At 58.9% G+C, this 13,986-nt stretch carries 19 protein-coding genes and 2 pseudogenes; 12 read left to right on the top strand and 9 right to left on the bottom strand.

Annotation, left to right across the window (positions count from 1 at the left end):
• Positions 1-130: 130 nt before the first annotated feature.
• Both AC1DUP_RS30390 and AC1DUP_RS30385 read right to left on the bottom strand, forming a co-directional pair.
• Positions 131-445, bottom strand: a complete 315-nt coding sequence (locus tag AC1DUP_RS30390) for a chaperone modulator CbpM (protein WP_113297693.1) — start codon at positions 443-445, stop codon at positions 131-133.
• Positions 446-454: 9 nt separating this feature from the next.
• A complete protein-coding gene (locus AC1DUP_RS30385; RefSeq protein WP_477836428.1) occupies positions 455-1,357 on the bottom strand; it encodes a DnaJ C-terminal domain-containing protein in 903 nt (300 codons plus the stop codon).
• A 293-nt stretch (positions 1,358-1,650) separates the two neighbouring features.
• Between AC1DUP_RS30385 and AC1DUP_RS30380 the strand changes: the two genes are divergently transcribed.
• Positions 1,651-1,995 carry a cation-transporting P-type ATPase gene (locus tag AC1DUP_RS30380; protein WP_113310816.1) on the top strand — a complete coding sequence of 115 codons (345 nt, stop codon included), beginning with the start codon at positions 1,651-1,653 and terminating at the stop codon, positions 1,993-1,995.
• A complete protein-coding gene (locus tag AC1DUP_RS30375; protein WP_477836425.1) occupies positions 1,883-2,272 on the top strand; it encodes a LysR family transcriptional regulator in 390 nt (129 codons plus the stop codon). Before AC1DUP_RS30380 ends, AC1DUP_RS30375 begins: the two co-directional genes overlap by 113 nt.
• A 273-nt stretch (positions 2,273-2,545) precedes the next feature.
• On the opposite strand, the gene AC1DUP_RS30370 is transcribed toward AC1DUP_RS30375, so the two are convergent.
• The 3 genes from AC1DUP_RS30370 to AC1DUP_RS30360 form a co-directional block, all read right to left on the bottom strand.
• The gene (locus AC1DUP_RS30370; protein WP_477836423.1) at positions 2,546-4,714 is read right to left on the bottom strand and encodes a putative bifunctional diguanylate cyclase/phosphodiesterase; all 2,169 of its coding nucleotides are present in this window, start codon (positions 4,712-4,714) and stop codon (positions 2,546-2,548) included.
• A 446-nt stretch (positions 4,715-5,160) separates the two neighbouring features.
• Positions 5,161-5,451 carry a hypothetical protein gene (locus tag AC1DUP_RS30365; RefSeq protein WP_477836421.1) on the bottom strand — a complete coding sequence of 97 codons (291 nt, stop codon included), beginning with the start codon at positions 5,449-5,451 and terminating at the stop codon, positions 5,161-5,163.
• Between the two features lie 102 nt (positions 5,452-5,553).
• Positions 5,554-5,745 (bottom strand): CsbD family protein, encoded by a 192-nt coding sequence (locus AC1DUP_RS30360; protein ID WP_477836419.1) that lies wholly within the window; start codon positions 5,743-5,745, stop codon positions 5,554-5,556.
• Between the two features lie 448 nt (positions 5,746-6,193).
• Between AC1DUP_RS30360 and AC1DUP_RS30355 the strand changes: the two genes are divergently transcribed.
• From AC1DUP_RS30355 to AC1DUP_RS30330, 6 genes are all read left to right on the top strand, one after another.
• Positions 6,194-6,337, top strand: a complete 144-nt coding sequence (locus AC1DUP_RS30355; RefSeq protein ID WP_477836417.1) for a hypothetical protein — start codon at positions 6,194-6,196, stop codon at positions 6,335-6,337.
• A 9-nt stretch (positions 6,338-6,346) separates the two neighbouring features.
• The gene (locus AC1DUP_RS30350; RefSeq protein ID WP_162748581.1) at positions 6,347-6,505 is read left to right on the top strand and encodes a hypothetical protein; all 159 of its coding nucleotides are present in this window, start codon (positions 6,347-6,349) and stop codon (positions 6,503-6,505) included.
• Positions 6,495-6,731, top strand: a complete 237-nt coding sequence (locus AC1DUP_RS30345) for a hypothetical protein (protein WP_113297681.1) — start codon at positions 6,495-6,497, stop codon at positions 6,729-6,731. Before AC1DUP_RS30350 ends, AC1DUP_RS30345 begins: the two co-directional genes overlap by 11 nt.
• Positions 6,732-6,861: 130 nt before the next feature.
• A complete protein-coding gene (locus AC1DUP_RS30340) occupies positions 6,862-7,380 on the top strand; it encodes a hypothetical protein (RefSeq protein ID WP_477836414.1) in 519 nt (172 codons plus the stop codon).
• A 62-nt stretch (positions 7,381-7,442) separates the two neighbouring features.
• Complete coding sequence (locus AC1DUP_RS30335; RefSeq protein WP_477836412.1) at positions 7,443-7,775, top strand: hypothetical protein; 333 nt, start codon at positions 7,443-7,445, stop codon at positions 7,773-7,775.
• A gap of 63 nt (positions 7,776-7,838) precedes the next feature.
• On the top strand, positions 7,839-8,108 hold the full coding sequence (locus AC1DUP_RS30330) for a DUF2934 domain-containing protein (protein ID WP_113297678.1): 270 nt from the start codon (positions 7,839-7,841) through the stop codon (positions 8,106-8,108).
• Positions 8,109-8,737: 629 nt separating this feature from the next.
• Here AC1DUP_RS30330 and AC1DUP_RS30325 read toward each other — a convergent pair.
• Positions 8,738-9,205 carry a chemotaxis protein CheB gene (locus AC1DUP_RS30325; protein WP_477836519.1) on the bottom strand — a complete coding sequence of 156 codons (468 nt, stop codon included), beginning with the start codon at positions 9,203-9,205 and terminating at the stop codon, positions 8,738-8,740.
• 387 nt (positions 9,206-9,592) lie between these two features.
• Here AC1DUP_RS30325 and AC1DUP_RS30320 point away from each other — a divergent pair, with 387 nt between their 5' ends.
• Positions 9,593-10,030, top strand: coding sequence for a hypothetical protein (locus tag AC1DUP_RS30320; protein WP_477836410.1), 438 nt, complete (start codon positions 9,593-9,595; stop codon positions 10,028-10,030).
• 119 nt (positions 10,031-10,149) lie between these two features.
• Complete coding sequence (locus tag AC1DUP_RS30315; RefSeq protein ID WP_477836408.1) at positions 10,150-10,698, top strand: hypothetical protein; 549 nt, start codon at positions 10,150-10,152, stop codon at positions 10,696-10,698.
• 404 nt (positions 10,699-11,102) lie between these two features.
• On the opposite strand, the pseudogene AC1DUP_RS30310 reads toward AC1DUP_RS30315, so the two are convergent.
• Positions 11,103-11,517 (bottom strand): annotated as a pseudogene (locus tag AC1DUP_RS30310) (transposase); the annotation flags it as partial.
• 25 nt (positions 11,518-11,542) lie between these two features.
• On the opposite strand from AC1DUP_RS30310, the pseudogene AC1DUP_RS30305 reads away from it, so the two are divergent.
• Positions 11,543-12,079: pseudogene (locus AC1DUP_RS30305) on the top strand (alcohol dehydrogenase catalytic domain-containing protein).
• A gap of 118 nt (positions 12,080-12,197) precedes the next feature.
• On the opposite strand, the gene AC1DUP_RS30300 reads toward AC1DUP_RS30305, so the two are convergent.
• Together AC1DUP_RS30300 and AC1DUP_RS30295 are read right to left on the bottom strand one after the other, a co-directional pair.
• On the bottom strand, positions 12,198-12,506 hold the full coding sequence (locus tag AC1DUP_RS30300; protein WP_113297675.1) for a DUF982 domain-containing protein: 309 nt from the start codon (positions 12,504-12,506) through the stop codon (positions 12,198-12,200).
• Position 12,507: 1 nt separating this feature from the next.
• Positions 12,508-12,843, bottom strand: coding sequence for a hypothetical protein (locus AC1DUP_RS30295; protein WP_477836517.1), 336 nt, complete (start codon positions 12,841-12,843; stop codon positions 12,508-12,510).
• A 62-nt stretch (positions 12,844-12,905) separates the two neighbouring features.
• Here AC1DUP_RS30295 and AC1DUP_RS30290 point away from each other — a divergent pair, with 62 nt between their 5' ends.
• Complete coding sequence (locus AC1DUP_RS30290; protein ID WP_477836406.1) at positions 12,906-13,229, top strand: NAD(P)H-dependent oxidoreductase; 324 nt, start codon at positions 12,906-12,908, stop codon at positions 13,227-13,229.
• The last annotated feature ends 757 nt before the right edge of the window (positions 13,230-13,986 follow it).

The following is a 13,986-nucleotide window of genomic DNA, read 5'->3' as shown; positions in this document are numbered from 1 at the left end:
TACGGATTCCGAGATTTCCCCATTTCACTAAACTTGCGCTGGTATGCGACTGAATTTGAAGACCCAAGTAAGACAATTCACGATTCACTTAAAAGAGCGCGTGAACAAGGACGAGGTGTCGGTTAGCGAGCTAACTGCGCTCCAGCGCTTGGCGAAGCTTCCTCTGCACTTCGACGTCTTGCTGTCTTACTGCTTCTATGACCCGGCCCATACGTTCCCGCAGGCTGTTGACCTGATCGACCAGGTCGATCACGACATCCACACCTGCTTCGTTGACGCCCATGCTGTGGATCAGATCCAAGATCAGACGCCCACGGGCCACATCGGCATCCTCGTAGGCGGCGGATTCCGGCGTGCCCCTAGGAATAATCCACTTCTGCTCCACCCAGACCTTTAAGGTAGCCGTTTCGATACTCAGAATGCGGCAAAATTCAAGGTCGTTCATCGCATCCTCCTAAAGCCTGCGGGGGTTGAATGCTTTTCCAGCGTCCCAGCCGGTCATGAAGTCGTTCAGTTGGTCATCCTGCTCACTCGGCAACACGATCTTCAAGCTCACATATTGGTCGCCATGACCGCCATGCCTGTTTGGCAACCCCTTACCCTTCAAGCGAATCGTTTTCCCCGTGCTGGAGTTTGGGGGTATTGAGAGCGACACCGCGCCCGAAAGTGTGGGCACGTGGATCTTTCCACCCAGTACGGCTTCCCGGATTGAAATCGGCACCTCGATCCTTACGTCGTCGCCCTCGCGGACGAATTGCTTGTCGGGCAATACGTGAACCTCGATGAGAGCGTCGCCGTCCGGCCCGTTGTTATGTCCAGGCGCACCCTTTCCGCGCAACCGAAGGACCTGTCCGTCGCGAACACCGGCTGGAATGCGGAGCTCTAGAGTCGCGCCATCGGGGAGGGATATCGTCTTGGTGCCGCCATTTGCAGCCTCCCGAAAAGAGACGTCCAATGTGAAATGGCGATCGTCACCTCGCAACGGGCCGCCGCCTTTTCCCCGTCGACCGGTGAAAAAGTCGGCAAAGAGGTCATCACTATTGCCAAAGTCGGCAAATCCACCGGAATTCTGATATCGGTTATCTCCGTTGCGTCCGGGGGCATATTCGCGGTAGTAGCTACGGGGCGCCTGTTCCGCACCGGTTTCGTCGATCTCGCCCTTGTCGAACTTTGCGCGCTTTTCCTCATCGCCAACGATGGCGTAAGCGGCCGAAACGGCTTTGAATTTTTCCTCGGACGCATTGTCGCCGGGGTTCAGATCGGGGTGAAGCCTCTTGGCGAGCTTTCGGTAAGCAGACTGAACGTCCTTTTGCGAAGCGTCTTTTGGGACACCCAGCGTTTCGTATGGATTAGCCATCTACATCTCGCCCTTGCACATTTCTCATTAAAATAGTGCTGGCCAACTGCCGGGCAAGTTGTCTCATGCGTCTCATTCTGACCCGATGAGTGCATTTGGTAGAACACAGGCGCGGGTCCCCAGCTGCGGCACGATCTGACGCCCCTGACGCTCGCGAAGATATCGTGCATGTCCGGTCTGGGCCTTGATTTGAGTCATGCTGCGGGCTAGCGCCGCTCGACCCGCTTGACGTCTGTCAATGACATACCGAAGGCGGAGACGACAATTGGCAGGCTATACCGAGGGAGGCCGCCATGGATACCCGCTCATCTCTTTCGCTATTCGACGACCCCCGAGAGGCAGCGATTACCGATTATTGGAGCAAATCGCCAACGGAATTAAGCGTTATCCTCGGCACGTCCCTACAAGATGGCTTGACTTCGGAGGAAGCGCAAAAGCGGCTGCGGCGGTTCGGCCCGAACTCGCTTTATGAGGGGCCAGGAGGGGGCCCGCTCACAGATTTCGCGCGGCAATTCAAAAGCCCGCTTGTTTTGGTGCTCGTTTTTGCGGCCGTCGTCGCGGGCGTCGTGGGCGAAGTTCACGACGCCATCATTATCGGCATTATCGTTCTCGCTAGCTGCTTCCTGCGCCGTCAGTAAGAGCGTTCAGCGCCTCGAGCAACGTCTGGGTATTGCGCTCCTCACGCGCACCACGCGCTCGTTGGTGTTACCAACCGAGGACCGAGAGGTGCAGGCGCGTGCGCTCAAGCTGCTCCAAGATGCGGAAGCGATTGAACAGATGGCCATCGCGGCACGCTCTGAGCCCGCCGGTACGCTGCAAGTGGCAGCCTCCCTTCCTATTGGAATCCACGTTATCGCATCGGCAATACCCGATGTTCGGCAGCAATATCCAAAGTGTCGATCGATCTGCGCTTGAGCGATACTGAGATTCGCATGCCGGCTTCGACCAGAGACATTTATTCGCGGGCCGACGAAGCGCAAAGTGCAGACCGTCAAGTCCAATACCGCGCCAAACGATACCCAAAGTTCAGAGCATGCGGTGAACATCGACGGCTCGAGGCCTCAGCGTCCGATGTCGGCGCCGGGCGACGCGATGACTGTCGATAAGAGGCGCGGCCGGCGCGGAATGCCTTGCCGCACTCGAACCAAATGCTGTCCAGCGCGAACAGCGGGACTTCGCGGCGTCGCTTCAAGCGGGCCTCATTTGCTTCCCAGCTCCATTATACAAGTCGATAACGGCCGCGCGGGTAAGGGGCCGCGAGATCAGGAACCCTTGGAGGCTATCGCACCCAAGTGCCACCAGCGCGTCGCTTTGTTCAACTGTTTCCACCCCTTCAGCCGTTGTCTTAAGACCTTTCGCCCGGGCCATTTTAATCATCGCCTCTATGAGGGGCTTGCTCTCTCCCTGCACTGCATCGATGAACGACTTGTCGATCTTAATCCTGTCTATCATGAGATTCTGCACCCTCGAGAAGGAGGAGTATCCCGTTCCGAAGTCGTCGATGGCGATACGCACACCCGCATTTCGGAGCACAGTAATGTTACGATCGCTATTTCCTTCTCCACCCAAAGCCAACGACTCGGTTATTTCTATCTCCAGTCTCTTCGGATCGATGTTCCATTTCGCCAATCTGGACAAGACACGAACAGGATAACCGTCGGAACAGAGCTCCAGTGCCGACGCGTTGATCGCCATAGAGATGGAAGGAAGGTCCGCCATGACACTGCAGGCATCTTCGAGTACGATGGCGCCGACCTCTTGGATAAGCCCGATTTCCTCGGCAATGGGGATGAAGACGTCGGGAGCGATAAAGCCTTCTTCAGGATGCTTCCAGCGGGCAAGCGCTTCCATCGATGACAGGGTCTTGTGCTCCGCCGAATACACCGGCTGGAAAAAGGCCTCGACTTGAGACCTCTTTTCGAGCGCCAGCCGAAGGTCGTGTTCAAGCTTCCGACGCCTGCGCAGCAACTCGTCCATATGGCCGCCGAAGATCGCGAAAGTGTTTCGACCCGCAGCCTTAGCGTGATAGAGAGCTATGTCAGCCTGACGGGTGAGTTCCGACGGATCCGCTGGGCCGGCAGCAACCGCAGCTCCGACACTCGCACCAATGACAATATGGGCGCCATTTATCTCGAAAGGCTCCCGCAGGCGCTGCACGATTTGTGCGCAAGCGGCGGCCACCTGATCGTCGGCTTCCTCGAGCAGGACGGTGAATTCGTCACCCCCGATGCGGCCGATAAGCGCCCCTGGCATGATCTCATTCATCCGCTGAGCCACGAGTGAGATGAGCTTGTCTCCCGTCGCGTGCCCGAAAGTATCATTGACTGCTTTGAATCGATCGAGATCGATGAACAGCACGCAGTGGCTCTGGTTCTGGGAAGCCGCCCCGAGCCGGGCGGAGAGTCCGTTGCTGAAATGAGCGCGGTTGGAAAGACCAGTCAGCGGGTCGCGCGAAGCTAGATGTTGGAGCTCCTCACGACTTGAGGCGAGCCGAACTGAACGTCTCCAGATCGCATGCCCACACACGCTCGCCGCGAGGAAAATGGCAAAGGCTGCGATGCCGACCGCCGGCAGGGTCGCTTTCATCACGCTCGCGCCGGGACGAAATGGGCGCCACGTGAAGTAGCCGATCGCCGCGCCTGAACGAGCCGTTAAGGGGACAAATGATTGCTCAGCGTCCGTCGGAGCATCTTCCGCGAACTGCATATCAGTAAACTGGTATTCCTTTCCGATCTCGGATACGAAACTTTCGTCGAGGAACCTCACAGCCACATGGAGATTTTGCTCGCCCGGCTGTTGCTCGATATCCCCGCTGTCTGAGACGATTGGCTTGGCGCTCACAATCGCCGGCCGTCGCCCGACGTATGCCAGATCGCTTTCGCCGATTGAGAGCACCCGGTCCGTCACCCCTTCGGTGTCGCTGGCAGCAAGTCGTTTCTGCAATACATCGGCCAGCGGCATATAAGCGACGCGCAGATCATCTGACGACAATGAACTCGAGGGCGCTATGAACTCGTAGATCGGGCTATGGTCGGCGGAAAGTACGATGGCTGCGTCGTGCCCAAAATAGGTGTGCATCCAGTCGCCGAGGTTTGATCGAAGCCAACCCAGATCCCGCGCGCTGGTTTTCCGAACGGCATCGTCCCAGACTGTCGCGCTTTCCTGATCATGAGCGACGCTGACCTGCATCTTGGAAACGATCAGCCTGACGAGATCCCGTTGACGAGCCTGCGCGACTATATCTGTGTTCGCTGCGGCCCAATGGAGGGTAATTAAAAGAACGCACCCTATGATTATTGACGTAGCCGCCGGGAGAATCCATTTCAAAACCCATTGCCACCGCGCCTGCCTATTCATCTGCACTACGTCCTTTTATGTTCGCAGAGCGTAATACAGGGAACGTTAAAACACGCGAAAGGTGATTGGTTAGCAACTCCTTTCAGATTCGTTCACTGCGGCTGCAACGGAAGCTCGAGAGGAACGGAAATTTCTTTTCGCTACTGCAAGTGCTTTGAGCGACGTGATTGCCATGCCTCAATGTTCGATGCCAATCACGCCGAGGGCTCGCATTATGTCGATTTGGACAAATGATCTTCGCGATGCCGCTTCCCGCCCGGCAACGTGAAATCGTCCGCAGCGTGAAATTTCCCGGATTACACGGTGCTCCTCTGGTCAGGATTCTGGCTATCGTCTTTTTCCGGCGCATACGCGATTGGAGCGACAAGCTTGGCGGTTTGCCGACTGGCGGGTGAGTAGCTCCGCCGGCGCTATGCAGGCAAGCCGCTCGACCGCAGGCCAGGTGGTCAGTTTCGATCAGAATATTGTTTGCCGCCCGACGGGACGGCGCCCGTCCCTTCTGCGGGAGATGGTCCTTCGCCGTCCTCAACCGCCCCCTCGGCGGGCGTGCCGAGCGCGGCGGACGCGCCCGTTCGAAGAGGCGGTTTGTTCTTCTCCGACTTGTCGTCCCCGCCTGATACGGCTTTGCGAAGACCCTTCCCAGCTTCGTCCGCAAGCTTCTCTCGTCGCTTGTCGGGATCGGGGGAATCGGAAGCTCGGGCATCATCCGTCTCCGGTGGTTTCGGGGTCTTCGTCATCAGATAAATCCTTCCTGGTAGATCTGTTTGCAGCCGCGACAGGGACAGCATGACATCGAGAAGAGGGAGGCGGGCCGCGATGCCGGCCGCGCTTTCCAACGCTCAACGCTTGTCGACGACGTTCTTGACCACGTCCTTGACTTTACCTTTCGCCTGCTGGGCGTCGCCCTTTGTTTCCTGGGCCTCGCCCTTCGCCTGCATTTCGCGGTCTCCGGTGGCATTACCGGCCGCCTGGCGGGTTTTGCCTGCAAATTCGTTCGCCTTTCCACTGATTTTGTCCGACGTGCTTCCCATAAAGCTTCTCCTTCATGCGGGCGGTAATGCGCCGCTTAAGTCCAACCTGCGGGACATCCCAAAGTTCCCGAAAAACTCTCCAGACTACGTTGTCGAACTCAGTTCACCGGTGCTTTACATCACCGAGGCTTCTGACAACATCTCGTGCTGTGCGAACTACCGCATCGACCGTGATACCGAGATCGACATACCTGGCACGATGGACAAATTGGAGCCTGCCAGATGCGTCGGCGAAGAGTGGCCGGACTGCAAGATGATCCTCATCTCCGGACGTGGACAAGTTGCACAGAAGTGCCTTCTTAAAGCGGTAGCTGAGACCGCGTTGTTCAAATACTCGAGGGACTGGGTGRCCCGCAGCGTCGTCCGAGCTTACCGACCCGATTTTTCTGGCGGAACAATCAGCCTGGTTTGAGGTTCGGCTTTAACCGCGAGAAGCGAGGAGCAACCAATGACCGACCCTAAGCCCGACCAAAAGCGCGACGCCGCCCGATCCGACCCGAAGACGGCGGATGAATGTCGCGAGAAGTTAACGAAGCAGCCCGAAAAAGGTTTGCGCGATGCCAGAGGCGAACCGCCGAAGGACCAGGTGTAGGAGGTTTCCATGGCACGAACCGAAGACGCGTCACAGCACCACGCTGCGGACCAGGGCGGATCCTTGCGGGCACCGATCAACCCTCGGGTAACTGCAGTCTTGTGGAGCTTCTGCGTCGGCGTCGCGGCTCTCGTCATCGTCGGCGCGGTGGCCTCCCATGTCATCTGATTCCGGCTCCCAGGACTTCCGTTCAGGCGCAGTTTCAACCCAGGACAAGCGCTACGTCGTGATGGAGGAACAGGCCGGGACGTGGCAGATCATAGACTCGGCGACCGGCCTTCCGGCCGCGACGGACGGCAAGGAGTTCGTTCAGCTCGCGGCGAGCGATGCGAAGGATATCGCGGACGAGTTGAACCGCTGCGACGCCGAAGGAATTGAAAGTCCCCTGCTGTAATGGCTTCATACGCACGACAAGAACACTTTCGGTGAGTGGAACAAAGGCGTAGCGCCGAGGTTAGCGATACATCCTCCTCCATGACCAGCGTACCCGACACGGGGCGCTCCGCGGTCTGAAAGACAACCACATGAACCGATACCTTACGCAGTCCTTGGCAATTGCAATTACCTCGCTCACCCTTCTCTCTTCCGGCGCCGCCCATGCCGACGAGGCCCCTTTCCTGAAATCGCTTGCTGGTAACTGGAGCGGAAAGGGCACTGTCAAGGTTCGCGTCAACGCGCCGACGATCAATGTCACCTGCCGCTTCAAATCGGATACTTCCGCTGCCTCGCTCGCCCTCGACGGCAAGTGCACGAGCCTCGCCATCTTCTCCCGTGCGATCTCCGCAGACCTCCAGGCAAGCGGCAGCAGGTACTCCGGCTCCTATGTCGGAGCGGGCACCGGCACCGCAGGCCTGCGCGGGCAACGTGCAGGCGACACCATCAACCTGGGCATCACCTGGGCGAAGGAAGTGAACGGCGATCGCAAAGCTCAGATGACGATCGAGAAGGTCGGAGCGTCCGGCATGCGTCTCACGACCATCGACACGGATCCGAAAACAGGCAAGCCCGTCGTCACCAGCCGGATCGACCTGCGACGAAGCTGATCTTCCGGGAAGTTGTCTAATGCCGCAGGATTTCGAATATCACTGCTTCGAAGGAGCCATACATGGCCAAGATGGAACAAGTTCAAGTCGACGACATTCAAAAGCAGATGGCAAAGCTCAGGGTCGCCCTGCCGGTTTGGGGAACGGAGGCCAACGATCTCGTCGAGCTCGCCCGCAATGCCGAGCGGGCTGCAATTCAGATGGATGAACGGACGTTGCAACGGATGCGCGGGCTGCTGCAGACCGCGGCAGGATGGCATGACACTCTCCTCTACTGGGAGGAGCAGGAGGCCGCACCGGCCCTGAGCGCCGACATCCGCGTTCTCCGAGCATCGCTTGACGCGATGCGTGCGGAGGTGGCGGCAGCCGCGGCCTTGTTCCCGCAGCAGACTTGAGGCGATGTCGCAATACCGAACGTCACCAAGAAGACATGACCCAATCAACCAGAGGAACACGCGATGCAGCAGTCCAATGAAGAGCAACTTCGAGCTCGTGCATATGCCATATGGGAGCGCGAGGGGTGTCCCGCCGGTAAGGAACAAGAACATTGGGATCTGGCCGTGAAGGAAATGAGCGGACAAGCCGCACCCAAACTCGGCCCCGGCCCTTGGCGCACGCCGCAGGAACTGGGGCCACAATCGACCGAGCCAACCAGCGAACCTCTATCGGAACAACAGCCTACGGAAGCGGTGGACGGAACAGGAAAACCACCTCGAAACAGGTCGTGATTTGACGCAGAGCGGCCTGGCGAAACGCGCCATGCCGCTTCTTCGTCCGGGGAAGGCGCGACACAGAGACGCGCACCCCAGTCGGCGCGGTCATGCCAGAAAAATCTCTGACGCACCAAAACGAATGGGCTCTCCACCACATCATCGCGGGGCGCCCGTGGTCGCGTAAGGCGACGTTGCGGCGGGTCGCCAGTTGCTCATCAAAGCTACTGAGTGGAATTTCGAGTAAGCCTGTCCGGCCTCGAACGAGACTTGCCCCTGTGCGTTGTGGTGTATCTGAAGGGCAACAAACCATGACAGTCGAGGTTGCAAATCATGTCGCAAGACTTGCGTTCGATGCGGGAGTGCGTCGCGCCGACAATCGCTGCTCAGCATCGGCTGTGCCGGTGGACGACCGATTTGGACAGCTTCTCGACCGTCTCTCTCAATCAGAGCAGAGCAACTGCGAGCTGGTAGCCTTGCCTCACGCGACGTGGGAACTCGCGCGCGATTATAGGTGACCGATGTCAGAAGCATCTTGGAGACCTTGCTCGCATTTCGTCGAACGCGCCGCCCGGAGGCGCGTTCTTCGAAGGTCGCCGCGGCGGCGATTCTGCCTGCCTGCATTGCTTCGAGCGTCATCTTCTCCGTCAGACGACACGTTCGCCCATCACCTTGAGAGCGATACGCACTGCCTCGTCGACGGAGCCCTCCTGCTCGTAGGCCAAAGCCTCGGCGGTATAGCCGTGACCAACCTGACAGCGGAAGCGCAGCGGCGAGCGCCTGACCTGTGACAGCGTCCCTTCATATCCGGGGCAACTCACGGGACGGGATCCGCGATCTCGGCGATGGGTGGAGTATCCGACGGCCGCCCCATAGCAATCGCCACTTCCAGCGCGACCCGAGGAGGGGGAGCTACGGCCGGGCCGGGCTCTTCCCGCACGAGGCCGACCCAGAAGGGCGGCGAGATCACTGGCCGGCGCACGGTAGTCGATATCGCTCGCCAGCAGTGCCGTTCGTGGCATCTCGCTCTCATCGGCGTCGGGCGGGTTCTGGACGACCGTCACACCGCCACAACGTTTGAGGTCAGCCAATCCGGAGGCCCCGTCGTTCAGCATGCCCGACAATAGAACACCGATGGCATTTGGTCCGGCGCTGATCCCTGCGGTCGATCGCCGGCCTGGCCACGTTCTCGCGCGGTCCGAAAGGCGCTGTGCGGTTTCATTCAACAGAACGACCTGGCCGCGCCGATCGAGTATCACCACCGCTCTGCTGGATATGTCGAAGGCCTTGAGCGCCGCTTCGGCCCTGGCAATCCCAGCGCACTTGCCACCGGAGGCAAAGGGGTGCCTTCGATGTCAGTCAATCAAACACTAGACTCTCCTGAAAACTGGAGAGAAGAAGGGTCTCAGGCCATCGTCAACAAGTTCGAAATAATCTTGAGCTCATATTGACAACGACTCTGTACGGTCGCGAACGATTTTACTTAACGCAAGGAATAACCGATGGCTGATGATACAAACCCAACTCCCGCAGTCGAGACCACGTCCGTAGATGCGACTTCGAAGGCAAAAGAAAAGAAGACACGTGCACCGCGCAAGCCCAAAGCCACCGCGGAAGCGGTTGTTGATACTTCGGTAAGCGCTCCGCTGAAGAAGACGCGCGCTCCACGAAAGAAAACCGCTGCGTCGAATGCGCCTGCCCCAGTGGCGGTTGTGCCGGCTGCGAAGCCAAAGGCATCTGCCACCGCCAAGAAGCCGACGGCTTCGAAGGCTCAGCTTGCCAAGCCCGCCCCGCAGAAAGTCGAGACCACCCCGACAGAACCGGACGGTTTTGCAGACCTTCTGAATCTCGAGGAAGAGAACCAGAAGCTGCGTCAGGCACTCTCGGAAAAACTTCGCGCCGAAAACGCACACCTCCGCAAGAAGCTCGGATTGATCTGATCATCAAGACTCATCGGCGGCAGTTTTAAACCGCCTCACGACTAAAGACCGGGCTTGGATTGCAAGCCCGGTCTCCCGCTCGATACTATGGAAATGACATAACGAGTCGGGAGATGGGGATGAGATCACCCTGGAAGTTAATCAAGGACCTCGCATCGCGCCGCAGGGCGGAAGAAGCGGCCGAACCGGCCGATGAGCTTGTGGCGATACTTGACCCACGGGCAGAGGAACTTCGGCGGGAGCTTACTCTGCAGGCCGAATCAGAAGCGCCCTCCGCTATAAAATCCAAGTCGACTGTTGGCGAGAACCCAGCAAACGGACAGCCAGATTCCGTCGGTGCAGCGGCCGCGATACCCGCGCAGGTGGAGGACTCGGATATTTTACCAGCCGAGCTGGTAGAAGGCGGTGCCCTGGAAGGTCACGACCAACCTTCGCCAGGGGGTCCCAAAAAGCAAAGGGCAAATGCTGCTCGGGCGCGGACAAACCTCCAAGACCCACCCATTGCTAGGAGAGCGGTGGAAGAGCCAGCGGCGGTGAAGAAAACATTTCTCGATGAGGCCACTGAACTGGACCTCGAAATCAAGGACCTCAGATCGCAGCTCTCTGCGAAACTGTTTGAGCAGAACGCGCAGTTGCGCCGCATGATCGAGCGTTACGACGACAAGTGAGCCTGTTATCGATCGCGATGGTCGTTTGCATGCGTCACCTCCGCGAGGGTCAGGACCTTCGGTAACGGGGCCGTTCCAGTCAAGCAGAAAGTGACGGCCGCAACAGCGCAGTCAGGCAACGGTTGAGGTAGTATCTCTGCCGATAGATTCATTTAGCGATGCCTGGCTCGGTTTGCCCTTCGGGTGAGATCACCCCGGGTTCATGCTTCGGTCCGTGGTCCGCGCGATGGCTACCAACATGATGCTGGTCCAGTGCGGTAACTCCGATGTGCCCGTCTCATTGGCGTGCTCGACCGGAGGCCGGCGACTGTCCTGATCACGGCATCATCGGAACCGCGTCCCGGTTGGGACCTCGAGGGTCTGCGCTCAGACAGACGTCGACGACATGATTCTAATGTTGATGCTCAGCCTGCCCTGGCGATCAGCGGGACTGCCGCAGAGAATTCAGTGCCATCTCTCCACATCGGTGCAGGATGACACCAATGCGCCTGGCCAATGCCACCATCGCACGCTTTGCACCTCGGCGTTTAGCAACCAGTGCAGCCCACCTTCTCGGCTAGTCGAGCGACGCCGATGTATCATGACGGTGGCCGCTTGGCACAACGCTCTTCGCAGATTGGCGTCGCTAGCTCGCGTAATGCCGCCGGTCACATCGCGCTCCCCTGACTGGTTGCGCGATGGTGTAAGCCCAGCCCATGGACCAACTTTCTTGGATGACGAGAACCGCGCAGGATCGTCGACTCCGGATCGGAAAGCTAAGGCGACGACTGCCCCTATACCTGGCATCGTCATCAACAGCCGGCATACCGCGTCGTCCTTCGATGAAGCCGCCGGCACGGCGGGCATGAAGCTGATGGAGCGGCCGCAGGCGGCGATAAACGACGTAATCGTTGGAAGTACACGCGTCGGGCTTTGTGCCAACCGGACTAAGTTAGCCGTCCACCTGACCGATCGCGTCGGCCAAGGGCGAACGCCATCAATCCCCGGTCATGAGTTCGCCGGCGTGGTTAGCTCTCGGCTATGGTACCACCGGCCTGTCGTTGGGACAGCGTGTACTCGGCCTGACGGACTGGTATCGCGACGGCACCCTGGCGGAATATGTGGCAGTAGAGGCGCGCAACCTCGCGCCGCTCCCGGGTGACGTGGAGTTCACAGCGGGTGCCAGCCTGCCGATCTCCGGCCTGAACGCTTGGCAGCGGGGAGATCCAGAAGCGGTCGGCGGGACTGGTACGAGCCGGAGGTACGCTCGTTTCCGTCGTTGGCCCGGTTGAAGCGCGTCCCGCCGATGGCCTGGCGATTGATTTCGTCATCTAATGCAGTCGCCACCTTCAACTCGACAGAGCGACGGACAGGCAAGACGATCATCCGCACGCGCGCGTGAGTGACTTCGCACACGAAATCGGGTCGATGGTTAGCTAGTCGGGTCTACTATCGTCCAGACGGTCGGAGCAACTCCGGCCGTAATCGAATATTCCCTCTCATTGGTAAGCCACGACAGCTCAGTAAGCGGCTTGTCTGCTTGAGCGCGCAGGATGCGAGGACGTGCGCGTTGGCGGTGCCATGACGGCAGCCATCCCGGCCTCAAGACAGGCAGCGAGAAAAGCCTCTCGCGCGACGATGGGCGGTGTGAAGCCGTTCAAAGCACCGCGACACCTCATCATCGCCCGTTGATGCCTCTCTCCGTGACGCAACGGCCATTCATTTTCCAGAAAATCCAAGGCGTCGTAGACGCCGGCGAACGTGCGTTCCAAACCGCACTGCAGCCGAATCCTCACCGGCACTGTCCATCGAACATCGGTCAGAGGCATGTCATCCTCCTTCTCCGCCACATATACATGTTGATATCCTAATATTAGATTGGACCGGGCCGCTGTTCAAGATGCCGTAGTCCGTCACGCACCGTCCACGCGGCATTAGACAACCAGACGTCCCTGATGGGAGGAGCCAGTGCGGGATCTGACGCGAAACGTACCCGCGGGAAGCGGGTTGAAGATCTCCTCGTCGGCCGTTTCGCTCTCGAGCCATTCGCCGGTTGCGGAGCAGGACGGCCATTTGTCGGTCGTGATAAGGGGCGATATCGGGATTCGCGTCGATAGTGAGAACGGCATAAGCCTCCTGCCAATCCGGTGACGCTCGCCGCCAGATCCCTGCGAAGTAGAACCAGTCGCCATTAGCAAGGGAGAGCTCATCGCCTTGCGGCCGCTTCGATGGCCCCGCCGGTGGGTTCTTTAGATCTTTCCGAGGTGCTTATTCGGGAAGTCGAAGCGGCCGATGTGATTGTCATCGGAACGCCGATGCACAATTTGACGATTCGCTCGGCCCTGAAGGTGTGGATCGACCAGATCCTGCGCGTCGGCCGCACGATGAAGTCGACGCCGGCCGGTCGCCGCATGGAGCGCGGCGGAAGTGCTGGGACCCTCATGCGAATGCGTCAGGTGACACGGTTCGATGGGCCGGACTCTGACAGCAAGGATCAATATTTCACCTTGGCCAACGGGGAAGGCATCGAATGGTTGGGGGCATCGATATAGTTACAGTCGCCGTGGTTGGATCAAATCTGGCTGGCGTCGTGTAGCCGGTTGACGGGCAATGACCCCTTGATGGGTGCGGCCCCAATCGGCGAGGTGTCTAGCAGTTTCGATCGACTACCGACGATAGGCCCCGCGATCTCTCTCTTGCCGAGAGCGCTGTCGACCAACTAGCGTATCATCCGGCTGCGGCGGACGGTGCTCTTTGAAGGGCGGTTCGATTATTTCCCGGATGGCCCGGAGGAGATCAAAGTGCAAAATCTGTCTTTGCTTTTCAAACTATCGCGCAGTCCGCAACGGGGTGCGCTACGAGATCGGGGTCCGTCAAAGAGATGGGCGCATCGTCGACCAGCGGCGCACTAACCAACGGTGGTAACGACTTCATGCCGGCCACCACCAATGCTGGCTACGACAAAGCGCGCCTCGGCTAACCGGGCGGGTTCATGGTGCTAGATTGCCTGGCCGGACACAGGTTAGCGCATCATACCGGTTTATTCGGTGTCTCTTCGCTCTCGGCGGCTCGTCGATCTGCGAGCAATAAGTCCAAAGCTCGATGTTCGGGACCAAAGGGCCGCTGATTCAAGAACGAATTCACGTTGGTAGTCGTTTCGTGGCCGCCGGATGACGGGTTACCACGGTGAACGACTACCTCTCTGTTGGTGGCAGCGTCGACGCCGAGAAACCACTGATCGCCATTCGTGCTTGATGCAAATTCTCTAAGATTTTCCACGTTAGGGCTCCTTCTGGGAGTAGAAGTAGA

The sequence above is a fragment of the Rhizobium sp. 01L419 genome (assembly GCF_056400025.1).
This window is presented reverse-complemented; position numbering and strand designations above follow the sequence as displayed.